6 protein-coding genes are annotated in these 17,894 nt (G+C 73.8%); all 6 read left to right on the top strand.

The window, feature by feature from the left end:
- Nucleotides 1-178: 178 nt before the first annotated feature.
- The 6 genes from AC21LY_RS11795 to AC21LY_RS11770 all read left to right on the top strand — a co-directional run bounded on the left by AC21LY_RS11795 (nucleotide 179) and on the right by AC21LY_RS11770 (nucleotide 17,856).
- Nucleotides 179-5,671: a type I polyketide synthase gene (locus AC21LY_RS11795; RefSeq protein ID WP_489046659.1), complete on the top strand. Its 5,493-nt coding sequence runs from the start codon at nucleotides 179-181 to the stop codon at nucleotides 5,669-5,671.
- Nucleotides 5,668-10,131: a non-ribosomal peptide synthetase family protein gene (locus tag AC21LY_RS11790; protein ID WP_489046658.1), complete on the top strand. Its 4,464-nt coding sequence runs from the start codon at nucleotides 5,668-5,670 to the stop codon at nucleotides 10,129-10,131. Before AC21LY_RS11795 ends, AC21LY_RS11790 begins: the two co-directional genes overlap by 4 nt.
- Nucleotides 10,128-11,438, top strand: a complete 1,311-nt coding sequence (locus AC21LY_RS11785) for an ABC transporter ATP-binding protein (protein ID WP_489046657.1) — start codon at nucleotides 10,128-10,130, stop codon at nucleotides 11,436-11,438. Before AC21LY_RS11790 ends, AC21LY_RS11785 begins: the two co-directional genes overlap by 4 nt.
- Nucleotides 11,435-12,310 (top strand): ABC transporter permease, encoded by an 876-nt coding sequence (locus AC21LY_RS11780; RefSeq protein WP_489046656.1) that lies wholly within the window; start codon nucleotides 11,435-11,437, stop codon nucleotides 12,308-12,310. Before AC21LY_RS11785 ends, AC21LY_RS11780 begins: the two co-directional genes overlap by 4 nt.
- Before the next feature lie 106 nt (nucleotides 12,311-12,416).
- A complete protein-coding gene (locus AC21LY_RS11775; protein WP_489046655.1) occupies nucleotides 12,417-16,190 on the top strand; it encodes a bifunctional nitrate reductase/sulfite reductase flavoprotein subunit alpha in 3,774 nt (1,257 codons plus the stop codon).
- On the top strand, nucleotides 16,177-17,856 hold the full coding sequence (locus AC21LY_RS11770) for an NTP transferase domain-containing protein (protein ID WP_489046654.1): 1,680 nt from the start codon (nucleotides 16,177-16,179) through the stop codon (nucleotides 17,854-17,856). Before AC21LY_RS11775 ends, AC21LY_RS11770 begins: the two co-directional genes overlap by 14 nt.
- Nucleotides 17,857-17,894: the final 38 nt, after the last annotated feature.

The raw sequence follows: 17,894 nt of genomic DNA, 5'->3' as shown, positions 1-17,894 counted from the left end.
GGATACGACCCCGTTGCTGCGGGATCTACCGTGAACAGTCCCACCCGCGCCCGGAGCGCCACTCGGAGGCTGGCGGGTAACAAGCCCGCTTTAAGGGCCGATGGGAATCATGAGGACCTCAAGCCGCGGGGAGAGCGGCCGGAGGAACAGCACGATCGGGAGATTTCGGGGGAACACCGTGCGGGGACGGATCGAACAGCGGGAACCGGTGCAGCAGAGCGCGCGCGAGCCGATCGCGATCGTCGGGATCGGGTGCCGGCTCCCGGGCGGCGTCCGCTCCGCGGACGACTTCTGGGAGCTGCTCGAGCAGGAGCGCGACGCCATCGTCGACATTCCCGCGGATCGCTGGAGCACGGACCGCTTCTACGAGCCGGACCGCGCCCCGGGCAAGAGCCGGGTGCGTCGCGGTGGGTTCCTGACCGACCCGGTCGACGAGTTCGACCCCGCGTTCTTCGGGATCTCCCCGATCGAGGCCACTTCGATGGACCCGCAGCAGCGGCTCCTGCTCGAGGTGGCATGGGAATCGTTCGAGAACGCGGGCCTGCGCGCCGAAGACCTCGAACGATCGCAGACGAGCGTCTTCACCGGCGGATTCACCCTCGACTACAGCCAGATGCAGTTCTCGTCGGACACCGGCGAGGCGCCCACGGTGGCCGCACACACCGCCACCGGCGTGGTCATGACGATGCTCTCGAACCGGCTCTCCCACGCCTTCGACCTGCTGGGACCGAGCATGTCCGTGGACACGGCGTGCTCGTCCTCACTGGTCGCTATCCACCTTGCCTGCCAGTCGATCTGGAACGGCGAGAGCGACCTCGCGCTCGCGGGCGGCGTCAACCTCATGCTCTCCCCCAACTTCACCGTGGCCGCCTCGACCGGTGGCTTCCTCTCCCCGACGAGCACCTCGCGCGCCTTCGACGCCGCCGCGAACGGCTACGTCCGCGGCGAGGGCGCGGCACTCGTCGTGCTCAAGCCCCTCGCTCGGGCGCTCGCCGACGGTGACCGGATCTACGCGAGCGTCCTCGGGACCGCCGTCAGCCAGGACGGCCGCACCAACGGCATCACCGTGCCCAACGGCGAGAGCCAGCAGCGCGCCATCGCCGCGGCGCTCGTCAACGCCGGCGTCTCGGCCGAGTCGGTCTCCTACGTCGAGGCGCACGGCACGGGCACCCCGGTCGGGGATCCGATCGAGGCGAACGCCATCGGCGAGATCTACCGCGGCGTCGGCCGCACCGCGGAGCCCCTGTTGATCGGCTCGGTGAAGACCAACCTCGGCCACCTCGAGGCCGCCGCGGGCGTCGTCGGCTTCATCAAGTCCGCGTTGACGCTGTCCCACCGGCGGGTCCCCCGGCACCTGCACCTCGAGGAGCTGAACCCGGCGATCGACCTGGACGCCCTCAACATCCGGGTCGCCACGCGGCCGACGCCGCTGCCCGCCGACGGTCCCCTCCGGGCCGGCGTGAACTCCTTCGGCTTCGGCGGCACCAACGCCCACGCCATCCTCGAGACCGCGCCCTCCGGAACCCCGGCCGCGGCCGGCCCTGAATCCGCAGGCCCGGCGCACGGCGGCATCGCGCTCGTCCTGCCCCTCGCGGCGCGCAGCGAGCCGGCGATCCGCGCCCTCGCGGGCGCGTACGGTGATCGCCTGGACGACGGAGTACCCACGCTCGCATCCGCGCTCGCCCACCGGCGCAGCGCGCACCGCCAGGTCCGGCTCGCGGTGCTCGCGGGCGACGCCCCGTCGACCTCCGAGGCCCTGCGCGCCGCCGCGGCGGACACCCCGCACGCGCGGATCCGCACCGGCCAGGCCCAGGACGACGCCCGGCCGCTTGCCTTCGTCTACACCGGCATGGGACCCCAGTGGTGGGGCATGGCCCGCGGCCTGATCGAGGACAACGCCGTCTTCCGCGCCGCCGTCGACCGCTGCGACGCGGCGATCACCCCCCTCACCGGCTGGTCGCTGACCGCGGAACTGCTTGCGGGCGAGGAGCACTCGCGGATGGGTGAGTCGGTCGTCGCGCAGATCGCGAACTTCGCGGTGCAGTACGCCCTCACGCAGTTGTGGGACTCCTTCGGGGTCCGCCCGGACCTCATCGTCGGACACAGCGCGGGCGAGGTCGCCGCGGCGCTCGCGGCCGGCGCACTGACCTTCGAGGACGCGATCACGGTGATCGTGAACCGCGCGCGCATCCAGCACACGGCCAGCGGCGGCGGACGCCTGCTCGCCGTTGCGCTCGGTGCGGACGCGGCGCGGCGACTTCCTGAGGTCGCTGCGGGCACCGTCGAGCTGGCGGCGATCAACGCCCCGGAGTCCGTCGCGCTCGTGGGCGACGTGGACGTCTTGAACGCGATCGCCGAACGACTCACGGACGAGCGCGTTTTCGCTCGTCTGGTCCCCGGCGACGTGCCCTACCACAGCAGCGCAATGGACCCGCTCAAGGCTCAGGTCCGCACCGCCCTCGCGGACCTGCGGCCCGGCGCCCCCACCGTGCCGCTCTACTCGACGGTGACCGGCGCCCGGGTCGCCGGCGACGGCTCGCAGCCGCACGACGCCGAGTACTGGTGGCGCAACATCCGCCGCCCAGTCCGGTTCGGCGCGGCCGCCGAGGCCATGCTCGCCGACGGGGCCGTGACCTTCCTCGAGCTGGGCCCCGCACCGGTCCTCGGCCGCGCCGTCGTGGACGCCGCGTCCGCGCTCGACCGCGATATCACCAGCACGGCCTCGCTGCGCCGGGACGGGGCCGACGCCGACTCCTTCGCCGCGGCGCTGGCCGAGCTCTGGGTCCGCGGCATCGACATCGACTGGACCCCGCTCGCGCCGCCCGCCCCGATGCGGGAGCTCCCCGCCTACCCGTGGCAGCGCACCAGGTTCTGGTCGGAGGGAGCGTCCGGCCGGCGGAACCGGCTGGCGCAGACCGTCGAGCCGTACCTGGGGAACAGGGCGGACGGTGCGCTGCCCGCCTGGCGGCGGATCCTCGACGGCACCGCGCCGCGGTCCCTGGGCGACCACGTGGTGCACGGCGCGACCCTGTTCCCGGGTGCGGGCTACGTCGAGATCGCCGCCGAGGTGGCCCGCGACGAGTACGGCGCACGCACCTGCACCCTCGTCGACATCGCCTTCGAGGCCGCGCTCGTCCACGGCGGCGGCAGCTACCTGCTCGACACCAGCCTCGACGCCGATTCCGGGCGCATCACGATCCACGGCCGGCTGCCCGAGGCGCAGCGCTGGACCCGGCACGCGACCGCGACGCTCCGGCCCGCGCCCGCGGTCGCCACCTGGATCGACCTCGACGCGGACGGGGCGGCGCTGTCGCCCGTCGACGAGGAGCGGCTGTACCAGCAGTTCCGCGACGGCGGCTTCGCCTACGGGCCCGCCTATCGCCTGCTGCACGACGTCCGCATCGGCGACGGTGCGGCGAGCGCCCGCATCCGCGCGGTCGCCGCGGAGCCGGTGGCGGACCGGGCACCGATCCTCGAGCCCAGCGTGCTCGACGCCGCCTTCCAGCTGCTCCTGCCGCTGGCACTCCAGCGCGACGGTGACGCCCGGATCATTCCCGTCGGGGTCGACCGGATCGTCATCCACGACCGGCCCGACGGCCCCGTCCACGCCGTCGCGACGGCCCGGCCCGCCGATCCCGCCACTCCGGACCTGATCCAGGGCGACGTCACCCTCGCCGCCGAGGACGGCCGGGTGCTGGTCGAGGTGACCGGGTTCACGGTCCGTGTGCTCGACGACGCCGAGGCGCCCCGTCGCGTCGGCACCGACTGGGTGTACGAACAGCACTGGGAGCCGCAGCCGGCGGACGACGCGCCGCGCTCCTCGCTCGCCGGCACCTGGCTCCTGTTCGCCGACGGCGCCGGGGTCGCGGACCGCCTCGCGGAGCGCCTCGCCGCCGAGGGCGGCACCCCCGTCCTCGTGCCGCTCGCCGCCCCCGGCCGGTCGTCCGACGGTGCGCTCGACCCCGCCGACCGCCGGGCGCTGGGCGCGCTGCTCGATCGGGTGGTGCCCGAGGAGGGGCTGCGCGGCATCGTCCACCTGTGGTCGCTCGCCCCGGACCGGACCGTCGGCGACCTGCCGCAGTGGTCCGCGCACGACAGCGTGCTCTCCGTGGTGCACCTCGCCGCCGAGCTGGACCGGCGCGAGATCGCCGCCCCCACGTTCCTCGTGACCGCGGGCGCCCAGCCGATCGACGGGATGACCGAGGCCGGACTGCTGCAGTCCCCGATCCTCGGCGTCGGGCGCGTCCTGCACCACGAGATCCTCGGGCTGCAGTCCCGCCTGGTGGACCTCGACCCGGACGACCTCACCCCTGGCACTCTGGAGCGCGGAATCGACCGCCTGGTCGGCGAGCTCGGTATCGCCGGCACCGACGAGGACCAGGTGGCCTTCCGCGGTGAGCGGCTGGTCGCGCGGCTGACCCCGTCACCGCGCTCGGGAGGCCGGATTCCGGCTCGGCTGCGGGCCGACGGAACCTACCTCGTCACCGGCGGTCTCGGCGCGCTGGGCAGGCTCGTGATCCGCTCGCTCGCCGAACAGGGCGCGGGGCACATCGTGGTCACCAGCCGCTCCGGCCTGCCCGGCCGCGACACCTGGGATTCGCTCTCCGACGATGCGCTGCAGGGCGCGGTCGCCGCGGTCCGCGCCGCGGAAGCGGCGGGTGCGGTGGTCCACGTCGAGGCCGTGGACGTGACGGACGCCGCTGCCGTGACCGCATGCCTGGAGCGGGTGCGGGGCGCCGGGGCACCACGGCTGCGCGGCGTCATCCATTCCGCGGGCGCGGTCGACGATCAGATCCTGGTTCGGATGACGCCGGAGCAGGTCGACCGGGTGGTCCGGCCGAAGGTGCTCGGCGGATGGGCGCTGCACGAGGCGACGGCCGCGGACCCGTTGGACTCCTTCGTGCTGTTCTCGTCGATCTCCGCGGTGATCCCCTCTCCCGGTCAGGGCAACTACGCGGCGGGCAACGCCTTCCTCGACGCGCTCGCGCACTACCGGCGCGCGCAGAACCTGCCCGCGCTGTCGATCAACTGGGGACCGTGGGACGCCGGCATGATCGCGACCCTGGGCCTGCGCGAGCTCTACGAGCAGCGCGGTATCGACCTGATCGATCCCGGCACCGGCATGAGGTTGCTCCGCGAGCTGCTCGCGTCCGCGGAGGTGCAACAGGGCGTGGTCTCCGCGCACTGGCCGACCGTGATCGCGAACTACGCGCTCACGCCGACCCTGATCGTGCATCTGGGCGCGGGCGAGGACGACGGCGCGGGCGACGTCTCGATCCAGGAACGCCTGACCGCCGCGGACCCCGCGGACCGGCCCGCCATCACCCTCGACGGGGTGCGGTCGACGCTCGCGCGCGTCCTGCGACTGGACGCGGCGCACGTCCCCGACGACGAGCCGCTGAACCGGCTCGGCATGGATTCGATGCTCGCCACCGAGGTGCGGATCCGGCTCGAGCAGCAGTTCGGCACCGCGCCCGCGATCGCCGCCATCCTCGACAACGCGACGGTCGCGACCATCGCCGCCGACGTGCTCGCCTCGCTGGACCTCCCGTCCGGCGACGACGAGGTCGACGACCTGGCGTCGATGCTCGCCGACCTCGATGCGGACGCGCTGGCCGCGCTTCTCGCGGAGACCGCACCGTCCGACTCAGCCCCGGAGGCCCGCTCATGACCGACATCTCCGACCGCCTCGCGGCGCTCTCCCCCGAGCAACGCCGGGCCCTGCTCGCCAAGCTGGGGAAGGCACCGTCGAACGGGGTGCCCCGGCCGGCCGAGGAACCCATCACCGCCCGCGTCCGCGAGGGCGAGGACGCCCCGCTCTCCGCGACGCAGGAGAACATGTGGTTCCTGGAGCAGTTCCACCCGGGGACGACGATGCACGTGATGTCCGGCGCCGCGCGGCTGCCGATCGACGTCCCGGTCGACGTCCTCACCGAGTGCCTGGCCGAGGTGATCGACCGGCACCCCGTGCTGCGCACCCGATTCGAGAACCGCTACGGTGAGCCCGTGGCGCGGGTCGCGCCGCCGGAACGGCCGGTACTGCGCGTCCAGTCCGGCGTCTCCGAGGCGGAGATGTGGCGCCTGTTCGACGAGGACGCGCGGACACCGTTCGACATCGCACGGGATCCCCTCGTGCGGGCCACCCTGGCCCGTACCGACCACGGCCGGTCGTGGGTGCAGATCACCCTGCACCACATGGTGGGCGACGGCTACTCGACGGGGATCCTGTTCTCCGAGATCGGCCGGCTCGCGACCGGCCGGCTGATCGGTCAGTTGCAGGCGCTGCCCGACGTGCCCTTCCAGTACGCCGATGTCGCACTCTGGGAGGCGGACCGGGCGGCGACCGACGCCGACGACGCCGACCTCGCCTACTGGACGAAGACGCTCGCGGGCGCGCCCGCCGCACTGACGCTCCCCACCGACCGGCCCCGGCCCGCCCGCCAGGACTTCCGCGGCCGGCGGACGCCCTTCGAGTTCCCCGCCGAGCTGTCGAACGCGGTGCGCGCGTTCAGCTCCGAGCGGGGCGTGACGCCCTTCGTCGTGGTGCTCGGCGCGTACGCGATCGTGCTCAGCCGCTGGGCCGCGCAGGACGGCGTGGTGATCGGGGTGCCGGTGGCGCAGCGATCGCGCAGCGGCACCGAGCGGGTCATCGGCCCGTTCCTCAACACCCTGGCGTTCGCGCTCGCCCCGGGCGCCGAGGACACCGTCGGCGACTTCCTCGGCCGCGTCAACGAGACTGTGCGCGAGGGCTTCCGGCACCAGGGCGTGCCCTTCGGCCGGGTGCTCGGCGCCCTCGACCTGCCCCGCGATCCCGCCCGCCCGCCGCTGTTCCAGGCGATCCTGAACGTGCAGGAGGACCGGAGCGCGCAGGAGATGGAGCTGCGGGACCTGTTCAACGGGTGCGCCAAGTTCGAGGTCCTGCTCAATGTCACCACGACCGCCGAGGGGATGACCGGCACGCTCGACGTGGCCGCCGCCCTGTTCGACGAGGCGACCGGCGATGCGCTGATCGACGCCTTCCTGGCCGTTCTCGGCGCGCTGGTGAGTACGGAATCGTACGGCCCACGCGTGGATTCCCTGCCCCTGACTTCCTCGCCTATCCCGGTCACCGCGCCCGATCCGCAGGGCACCGCGTTCGACGCCCTCGAGGACATGGTCCTCGCCGCCGCGGAGGCCGCACCCGATCGGGTGGCCCTCGTCGCGGGCGAGGAGGCGATCACCTACGCCGAGCTCGTGCGCCGCGCCGATGCGCTGGCGACCCGCATCCGCGGCCGGCTCGACGCTCCGGCCGGGACCCCGGTCGGCCTGCTGCTGCCGCGCTCGCCGCACGTGGTGATCGCGATGCTGGCCACCCTGCGCGCCGGGTACTGCTTCGTCCCGCTCGACCCGGCGTACCCCGCCGATCGCCTCGCCTTCATCTGCGCCGACGCGGGGATCCCCGCGCTGGTCACCACCGCGGACGACCTGGCGTCGGTGCCCGGCCTGGCGCTGCCGTGGATCGACGTCGCGACGGCCCCCGACATCGACGACGCAGGCACCGTCGACAACCTCCCGGCGGCACCGTCGGAACCGGCCGAGCGGGTCGCGTACATGCTGTACACGTCCGGTTCGACGGGCCTGCCGAAGGGCGTGCGCGTCTCGCACCGCAACGTGATGACCTTCCTCGCCGCGATGCGCGACGAGCCCGGTATGACGGCGCGGGACACGCTGCTGGCCGTCACGAGCCCCTCGTTCGACATCGCGGTCCTGGAGCTGTTGCTCCCGCTCGTGACCGGGGCGCGGGTGGTCATCGCCGACGGCGACGACGCCCGCGACGGCGCGCGGCTCGCGGACCTGATGGACCGGCACGCCGTCACGATCATGCAGGCCACGCCCACCACCTGGCACCTCCTGCTCGATTCCGGCTGGACCGGACGCGCGGGACTGCGCGCCCTGTGCGGCGGCGAGGCCATGCCGGCGGCGCTCGCCGGCCGCCTCCTGGCGGGTACTGCCGAGGTGTGGAACATGTACGGCCCCACCGAGACCACCATCTGGTCGACGGTGCACCGGGTGCGGCGCGAGGACGTCGACCGCGGCGCCATCCCGATCGGTCACCCGATCGCGGGGACGCGCATCGTCGTCACCGACCCCGGGCACTCCCCCGTCCCCGACGGTGTCTTCGGCGAACTGTGCATCCTCGGAGACGGCGTGACCCTCGGCTATCACGACCGCGCGGAGCTGACCGCCGAGCGGTTCGTCGAACTGCCCGGCACCGCCCTGCGCGCGTACCGAACGGGAGACCTCGTCCGGCGCACCCGGGACGGGCGGATCGAGTTCGGCGGCCGCATCGACACCCAGGTCAAGGTGCGCGGTTTCCGGGTGGAGCTCGGCGAGATCGAGAGCGCCCTCGAAGCGGCGCTTCCCGGGATCCGGGCCATCGCGGCCGTCGACCCGTCCGGGACCGCGGTGACCGCCTATCTCGAGTGCGCGCCCGAGGACCTGGGCGACGCGGCGGTGCTCCTGACCACGCTGCGGGACGCCCTGCCCGCGTACATGGTTCCGACGGCGTTCGTCACCGTCGGGGCGTTCCCGCAGACGCCGAACGGCAAGATCGACCGGAAGGCGCTCGGCAACACCAGCGGCGCCGCGGTCGACCTCGTCGCGACCACCGGCGGTGCCGGATCCGTCGCGCCCCGCACCGATCTCGAACGGGACCTGGCAGCGCTGTGGACGGACCTGCTGGGGCTCGACGCCCCGCCGGGCGTGCGCGACGACTTCTTCCTCCTGGGCGGTCACTCCCTCCTCGCCACCAAGCTGGTCTTCCGGGTCCGCGAGAAGCTGGGGATGGTGGTCCCGCTCCCCGCGCTGTTCGCGGGCGAGCTCACGATCGAGCGGCTGGCGTCGGTCATCGAGACCGGCGGCGCCGGCCCGGCGAATCCGCTGGTGCTCGCCGACGAGGCCGTGCTCCCGGACGAGATCCGTCCCGCCCCCGGGGCGTTCGTGCACGGCGCGGCCGACCCGCGGCACCTGTTCGTCACGGGCGCGACCGGCTTCGTCGGGGCGTTCCTGCTCGCGGAACTGCTCGAGACCTCCCGCGCCACGATGCACTGCCTCGTCCGCGCGGCCGATCCCGCGGCGGCCCTGGACCGGATCGAGGCGGCGATGACCGGGTACGGCATCTGGTCGGAGCGGTACCGCGACCGGATCGTGCCCGTGGCCGGCGACCTGACCCGGCCGCGGTTCGGCCTGCGCGACGAGGACTGGGCGACGCTGGCCGGCACCGTCGAGGGCATCGTGCACTGCGGCGCCGACGTGAACTTCCTGCGTCCCTACCGGACGCTCAAGGCGGCCAACGTGGACGGTACGGTCCAGGTCCTGGCGCTGGCGTGCGACGGGCCGGTCAAGCCCGTCCACTTCGTCTCCACCACGTACGTCTTCTCCCGGTTCTCCTACCCCGACGGCACGGTCTTCTCCGAGGAGGACCGGGATCCGATCCAGAACCTGGAGTACACCTTCGGGTACACGCAGTCGAAGTGGGTCGGCGAGCAACTCCTCTTCGAGGCGCGCCGGCGCGGGGTCCCGACCTACGTCTACCGCACGGGCCGGGTCTCCGGGCACAGCGTCACCGGCGCCTGCCAGTTCTCGGACTTCCTCTGGCAGACGATCCGCATCGGCATCACCCTGGGGGCGGCGCCGGTGATGGACATGTCGACCGACATCACCCCGGTCGACTACGTCGTCGGCGCGATCGCGCGTCTCGCACGCGACGACGGCCTGTCGGGCCGCACCTTCCACGTCGTCTCGCCGGAGACCGTCGCGGTGCCGGATCTGGTGCGCTGGATGGCGGACTACGGCTACGACGGTGCGCGGATCCCGTTCGGCCAGTGGTGCGAACGGGTCGCCGACCTGGCGGAGCACACCGGCGACGAGGCGGCGGGCGGGCTCGCTCCGTTCCTCTCCGCGACGCCGCTCGACAACATGCCCGAGGCCAGCTTCGACACCACCAACGTCGACATCGGGCTGGCGAGGACGGACATCACCTGCCCGCCCATCGACGGTGCGCTCCTGCGCCGGTACTTCGAGTGGTTCATCGAGCGCGGGTACATCCCCGAACCGCCGTCGCGGGACCTCGTCGAGAGCGCCGCGTCATGACCGCGCCCGGATCGCGCGAGCCGCTCGCCCGGCCCGCGCCGTCGCTGCGCCGGCGCCGGATCGCCGGCCCGCAGCCGGACGCGGCGGCACCGTCGGCCCGCTCGACGGCCCAGCCGATCACCGCCCGGACGGCCCGGCTCGCCGCGGCCCGCCGGTCGCAGACGGCGCCCGTACAGATCCGCCGGCCGGTCGCACGCCCGGCCCTCCCCGCCCCCCGGCCGCAGGCCGTCCGTCCTCCGGCGCCGCGGGCAGTCGCGGCACCCCCGCCGCCGCCCGCGGCGCCGCCGGCGGCCCCGCCCGTGGTCCCGACAGTGGCTCCTCCCGCGGGACCGACGGTCGCTCCGCCGGTGGTCCCGCCGATGGCACCCGCCCAGGTCCGGGCGACGCCTCCGCCGGTAGCCCCGGCACCGCCCGTGATCAGCGTGCGCCATCTGGTGAAGACCTACGGCGACGTCCGCGCCGTCGACGACCTGTCCTTCGACGTCGCGGCCGCCAGCACGTTCGCCTTCCTGGGCACCAACGGTGCCGGCAAGTCGACCACCATCAGCTGCATCACCACGCTCAAGGCCATGACCTCCGGCGAGATCCTGGTCGCGGGAATGCAGGTGGGCGAGCAGGATCTTCAGATCCGCCGCGCGATCGGCGTGGTCTTCCAGGAGTCGCTGCTCGATCCCGCGCTGAGCGTCCGCGAGAACCTCGCGCTGCGCGCCGCCTTCTACGGGATCGACGGCGGCGCCGCCCGGGAGCGGATCACGGAGCTGTCCTCCCTCCTCGACCTCGGGGAGTTCCTGACCCGCCCCTACAAGGCGCTCTCGGGCGGGCAGAAGCGGCGCGCGGACATCGCGCGCGCGCTGATCCACCGGCCCCGCATCCTGTTCCTCGACGAGCCCACCACCGGGCTCGATCCGGATTCGCGCGACCGCGTGTGGTCGACGATCCTCGACCTGCAGAAGCGACTCCAGCTCACCGTCTTCCTCACGACGCACTACATGGAGGAGGCGGAACGCGCCGACCGGATCGCGATCATCGATCACGGCCGGATCGTCACGACGGGCACGCCCATGGAGCTACGGAGCGCGCACGCGAGGGACGAACTCCGCGTCAGCCTGGCGGACCCGCGGCGCTTCGACGAACGGTTCCCGACCGGTGTGGTGCGCACGGACGACGAGCGACGGATCACCGTCGACTCGAGCCGGGAGGCCATGGCCATCCTGCGCGACTTCGACGCCGACATCACCGATTTCGAGTTCCGCCACGGAACCATGGACGACGTCTTCCTCAACATCACCCGAGGTACCGGACAATGACGCTCTACCACCTGACCCGGCGCAACATCGTGGTCTTCTTCCGAGACCCGGCGGCGGTCTTCTTCTCGCTGCTCTCGCCGATCATCCTGTTCGTCCTGTTCACCGCCTTCCTCGGCGGCGTGCAGACCGACGCGCTGGCGAAGTCGCTGCCGGGGGCGAGTGCCGGGGACGTCGACGCCTTCGTCTACGCGTGGGTGATCGCCAACCTGGTCATGATCACCACGATGACGACCAGCCTGTCGGCTCTCGTCGTCTTCGTCAACGACCGCGTGGGCAACGTCTTCCGCGATTTCCTGGTCTCGCCGATCAGCCGGATCCAGATGATCCTCAGTTACCTGCTCGGCGCCTTCCTGGTCTCGACGGCGCTGAGCCTGGTGGTCCTGGTCGCCGCCGACCTGTACCTGTGGCTCGCGTACTCCGCCGCCCTGTCGATCGGCGGTCTCGTGCACGTGCTGGCGCAGCTGATCGGCTACTGCCTGCTGTACTCGGCGATCTGGAGCCTCGTCGTCACGTTCATCACGTCGAACGCGGTGTTCACCTCGCTCGCGACCATCGTCGGAACGGCCGGCGGCTTCCTGGCCGGCGCGTACATCACCGTCGGAGCGCTGCCCAGCGGCGTGGTCACGTTCATGAACGTGCTGCCCCTCAACCCCGCGGCCGCCCTCATGCGCGGTCCGTTCACCGCCGGCCCGCTCAACGCTCTCACCGGCGGGTCCGGCCCGGCGCGGGAGACCGTCCAGGCCGAGTACGGCCTGCTGCCCCACCTCGGGACCGCTCAGGTCTCGGAGTGGGTGGTGTGGCTCGTCTTCGTCGCTCTGTTCGCCGTCTTCGTGCTGCTCGGCGCCTGGCGGATCGGCCGCCGGATCGGGTAGTCCGACAGCGCGCGCACGTCCCCGCGACCCGCCGGGTGCGCAGCCGGTGACACCGCCGTAACGGCCCGGCCCGCGCGCGGAAACACCCCGCGGGCACGGTGGCGGCATGGATGTCGAGACCGTGTGCGGGTACTGCGGGGTGGGGTGCGGCCTCACCCTTCAGGTGCGCGGCGGCGCCGTGACGGGCTCCGTCGGCACGAAGCACCATCCCGCCAACCGCGGACGGCTGTGCACGAAGGGCGCCACCACCGTCGACCTGCTCACGGCCGGCGGTAGACAGGCGCACGCGGAGCTGCGTGAGGACCGCGACGCGCCCCGGGACACCGTCGGCCTCGCGGAGGCGATCGCCGCCACCGGGCGGCGCCTGCGCGCGATCCGGGACGAGCACGGACCCGACGCGATCGCCCTGTACGTCAGCGGGCAGATGACGCTGGAGGCGCAGTACCTCGCGACCAAGCTGGCGAAGGGCTTCCTGCGCACGAGGTGGCTGGAGTCGAACTCGCGACTGTGCATGGCCAGCGCGGGCACGGGCTACAAACAGTCCCTCGGTGCCGACGGCCCGCCCGGCAGCTACGACGACCTCGACCACGCCGACGTCCTCCTCGTCATGGGCGCGAACATCGCCGACTGCCACCCGATCCTGTTCCTGCGCATGCTGGACCGCGTCAAGGCCGGGGCGAAGCTCATCGTGGTCGACCCGCGGCGCACCGCCACGGCGGCGAAGGCCGACCTGCACCTGCCGATCCGCCCGGGTACCGACCTCGCGCTGCTCAACGGACTGCTCCGTGTGCTGGCCGAGAACGGTGCCCTGGACCGGGGTTTCATCGCCGCCCACACCGAGGGCTGGGAGGCGATGCCCGCCTTCCTCGAGGACTACCCGCTGGAGCGCGTCGCGCAGATCACGGGCCTGCCCGCCGCCGATATCGCCCGCGCCGCGGAGCTCATCGGCGGCGCCGCGAACTGGACGAGCCTGTGGACGATGGGCCTGAACCAGTCCACGCACGGCACCTGGAACACCGTCGCGCTGTGCAACCTGCACCTCGCCACCGGCGCGATCTGCCGCACCGGCTCGGGCCCGTTCAGCCTCACCGGCCAGCCGAACGCGATGGGCGGCCGCGAGATGGGGTATATGGGACCGGGCCTGCCCGGGCAACGGTCCGTCCTCGACGACGGTGACCGCTCCCGCACGGAGGCCCTCTGGGGCCTGCCCGAGGGCACGATCCGCGCCGATGCCGGCGAGGGCACCGTCGAGATGTACCGCGCACTCGCCGCCGGCGAGATCAAGGCGGCATGGATTGTCTGCAGCAACCCCGTCGCCTCGATGGCCAACCGCGGCACCGTCATCGACGCGCTCCGAGCCGCCGAACTGGTTGTCGTGCAGGACGCCTACGCACACACCGAGACGTCCGCGTACGCCGACGTGGTGCTGCCCGCGGCGCTCTGGGCCGAGACCGACGGCGTGATGGTCAATTCGGAGCGCTCCCTCGCCCGGACGGCGGCCGCGACCCCGCCGCCCGGCGACGCCCTCCCCGACTGGAAGCTGATCTGCCTGGTCGCCGCCGAACTCGGGTACGGCGCCGACTTCGACTACCCCGACGCCGCTGCGGTCTTCGACGAGCTCAAGACCTTCCACAATCCGCGCACGGGCTGGGACGTGCGCGGCGTCGACCACGCGCGGCTCGCGCGGGGCCCGGTGCAGTGGCCCGCGGCGCCGGGCGGGCCGGACCGCAACCCGATCCGCTACATCGACACGGACGATCCCACCCGCGGCCCGGTCTTCCCCACCCCGTCCGGCCGCGCCCGGTTCCTCCCCCGCCCGTACCTGCCGCCCGCGGAACTGCCCGACGACGAGTACCCCATGGTCCTCACCACCGGCCGCCTCGCGCACCAGTGGCACACCATGACCAAGACGGGACGCGTCGCGAAGCTCAATCGCCTCAACCCGCAGCCCTTCCTCCAGCTCCACCCCGACGACGCCGCGCGGATGGGACTCGCGGACGGGACGCGGGTGCGCGTCTCCAGCCGCCGCGGCAGGGCCACGCTGCCCGTGGCGGTGGACGCCGCGGTCCGGCCCGGGGTGTGCTTCGCCCCCATGCATTTCGGCGATGCCTTCGGCGAGGAGGTGGCGGTGAACGCCGTCACCAACGACGCCGTCGACCCCGAATCCCTGCAACCCGAGCTCAAGATCAGCGCCGTGGCCCTGGCCCCGCTCCCGGCGCTGCCGTCCGAGGCCACCGGCGAACCGGGGATCCCGGTCACCGCGGCGCCGGAGCCGGACGGCCAGGGGACGACGGTGACCGTCGTCTGGGCGTCCCAGACCGGCACCGCCGAGGCCTACGCGGACGATTGCGCCACCGCGCTGCGCGCCGCCGGCATGACGGCGTCGGTTGCCGGCGGCGAGCGGGTGACGCCCGCGCACCTGACCGGCACCGTCCTCTTCCTGGTGGCCACCACCGGCGACGGCGACGCGCCCGACAACGGCGTCGCGCTGTGGGACGCCCTGGCCGCCGCCGAACCCGGCGACCTCGACGGCCTGCGGTTCTCCGTTCTGGGCTTCGGCGACCCGTCGTACGCCGACTTCTGCGGCTTCGCCCGCAAGCTCGACGCCCGCCTGGAGCACCTCGGCGCCTCCCGGCTCGCGCCCCGCGCCTCGTGCGAGCCGGACTACGCGGCGACCGCCACCGCGTGGCTGGGCACCGTGCTCTCCGCGCTCGATCCCGATGCGGCCCCACCGCAGCGCCCGCCGACGGCCTCGGGACCGTCGCGGGCGACGCCGCTACGCACGCGGCTGCTGGAATCCGAGCGTCTCTCCGGCGCGGGTTCGGCGAAGGACGTGCGCCGCTTCACCTTCGAGCTTCCCGCGGCGGCGCTGCCCTACCGCGCCGGCGATGCCCTCGGCGTGTGGCCGCGCAACACGGGCGCCGTGATCGAGGAGTTCTGCGCCCGGACCGGGATCGACCGCGGCACCGTCGACCTGGAGCGCAGGGACCTCACCCGGATCACCCCCGACCTGCTGCGCTTCGTCGCGGACCGCTGCGACCCGCCCGGGCACCTCCTCGACGGGCCCGCGACGTTCGGGCGCCACCACGGGAACTGCGCCGAGCTGCGCGGCATCCTCGACGACCCCACGGCGTTCGCGCGCTGGGCCTGGGGCCGGCAACTGCTCGACCTGCTCGCCGAACACCCGGTGCGCGCGGCGCCGCACGAGTGGGAGACCCTGCTGCGGCCCCTGACCCCGCGGCTGTACTCGATCTCGTCGAGCCCACGGGAGCACCCGGACCGCGTCTCGATCACGGTCTCGGTGGTCTCCTTCGAGCACGCCGGGCGGCGCCGCGGCGGCACCTGCTCGTCGCACCTTGCGAGCCTCGAGCCGGGCGACGAGATCGACCTCTTCGTCCAGCCGACCCGCGCCTTCCTCCCTCCGGAGGACGGAGCCGCGCCGGCGATCATGATCGGCCCGGGCACGGGCGTGGCTCCCTTCCGCGCCTTCCTGCACGACCGGGGTCGCAGCGGCGCGACGGGACCGAACTGGCTGTTCTTCGGCGAACAGCACGAGGACACCGACTTCTACTACCGGTCCGAGTTCGGCGCCCTCCGCGCCGGCGGCGTGCTCACCCGGCTCGACACCGCCTTCTCCCGCGACACCGACCGGAAGGTCTACGTGCAGGATCGCCTGCGCGAGCGCGCCGCCGAGGTCTGGGAGTGGATCCGGCGTGGCGCGCACGTCTACATCTGCGGCGACGCCGCGCGGATGGCCCGCGACGTCGACGAGGCCCTGCGCGGTATCGTCGCGGAGCAGGGCCAGATGGCTCCGCACAGCGCGGACGCCTACGTGGCCGCGCTGTCCGCCGAACGGAGATACGTGCGTGACGTCTACTGACGATCCCACCGCGTCCACTGACGCGGTGATCGTCGTCGCCGGCGGCGGGGCCCGGCGCCTCGGGCGGGACAAGCCCGAGCTCGTGGTCGGCAACAGGCGGCTGCTGGACGCCGCGATCGACGCGGCCGCCGGGGCGCCGACGGTCATGGTCGGACCTCCCCGTGCGGTCCCCGAGCACGTCACCGTCGTCCGCGAGGATCCGCCCGGCGGCGGCCCGCTCGCGGCGATCGCCGCGGGGCTGGCCGCCGTCCCGGCCGCAGCGCGCACCGTGGCCGTGGTGGCGGCCGACCTCCCCGAGGTGGAACCGTCGAGCCTCGCCCGGCTCGCCGCACACCGCGCCGCCACCGGCGCACCGGTGGCGCTCGCCGAGGACGCGCACGGGCGCCCCCAGTACCTCCTGGCGGTGTGGGATGCCGCCGCCCTGCGCACCGCCCTCGCCGGACTCGGCAGTGCCGCTGGGGCTCCCGTGCGGGCGGTCGTCCCGCCGGACGCGCCCCGGCTGCGCCTGCCCCTCGCCGACGTGGACACCCCGGACGATCTGCGCCGTGCCGAGTCCTCTCCCCTCGCCGTCCGCCGGCTCCTCCGCGGGGCCCTCCCCGCCCTCCCCGCGACACCCGGGCCGCTGGTCCCCGGTGCGGTGCTCGCGGAGCCGCTCGTCGCGGCCGCGCCGTTCCCACCGTTCGATCAGTCCGCGATGGACGGCTGGGCCGTCGCGGGACCACCGCCGTGGCGCCCCGTCGACGGTGCCGCGCTCGCCGGTCACGCCGCGCCACCGATGACCGCGGGCACGGCGGTGCGGATCGCCACCGGCGCGCGCCTGCCCGACGGGGCCGGCCGGGTCGTCCGGGACGAGGAGATCGTCACCGTCGAGGGCCTTCTGAACTGCACGGACCCCGCGCGTGACGACGTGCGGCGGGCGGGCTCCGCGTGGCCCACGGGCGCGTCGCTCGCCCCCGCCGGCACCGCCCTGGATCCGGCGGCGATCTCCCTGGCGACCGCGGCCGGGGTGCACTCGGGGACCGTGCGCGGGCCCGTGCGGGTCCGCCTGCACACCTCGGGCGACGAGGTCGGGGCCTCGGGCCGGGCGGGCCTGCCCGAGACCGCGTGGGCCCCCGTGGCCGCGGTCTTCGAGGCCGCCGGGCTGGAGGTCGCGCGGGGCCCGCACCTGCGGGACGAGCCCGGGTCCTTCCGCGCCGCGCTCCGGCCGGACGGTGCGGACGTCGTCGTGATCATCGGCGCCACGGGCCGCGGCGCGGCGGACCAGTTGCGGGGCGCGCTCGCCGCGGCCGGCGCGACACCGCTCGTCGACGGCGTGGCCGTGCGCCCCGGCGGTTCCCTCCTGGTCGCGACGGTGCCGGGCGGCCCGACCGTCCTCGGACTGGGAGGCAATCCCATGGCCGCCGTGTTGGGAGCCGCGCTCCTCGCGGAACCGGTGCGCGGGGCGCTGCTCCGGCGGGCACCGCGGGCGACCGAGCTGCTGGTCCTCGCCGACGCCAATCCGGACGACCGGTGGCGGATGCTCCCCGTCGAACCCGACGGGCTCGGGCGGTGGCACGCACCGGCGACCATCGCGACACCCCACCTGCGCGACGCCGTCGGACGCCGCGCGATCGCATTGATCCCCCCGCTCGCGCGCCCGGGCGACCTCGTCGAGCGCCTCGCCTGAATCCTCACGGCGCCGCGCCGTGGGCCGTGCGGAAGGCG

Source organism: Tsukamurella sp. II2bb (assembly GCF_057815145.1).
The sequence above is the reverse complement of the archived record's forward strand: the minus strand, read 5'-3'. Positions and strand labels throughout refer to the sequence as shown.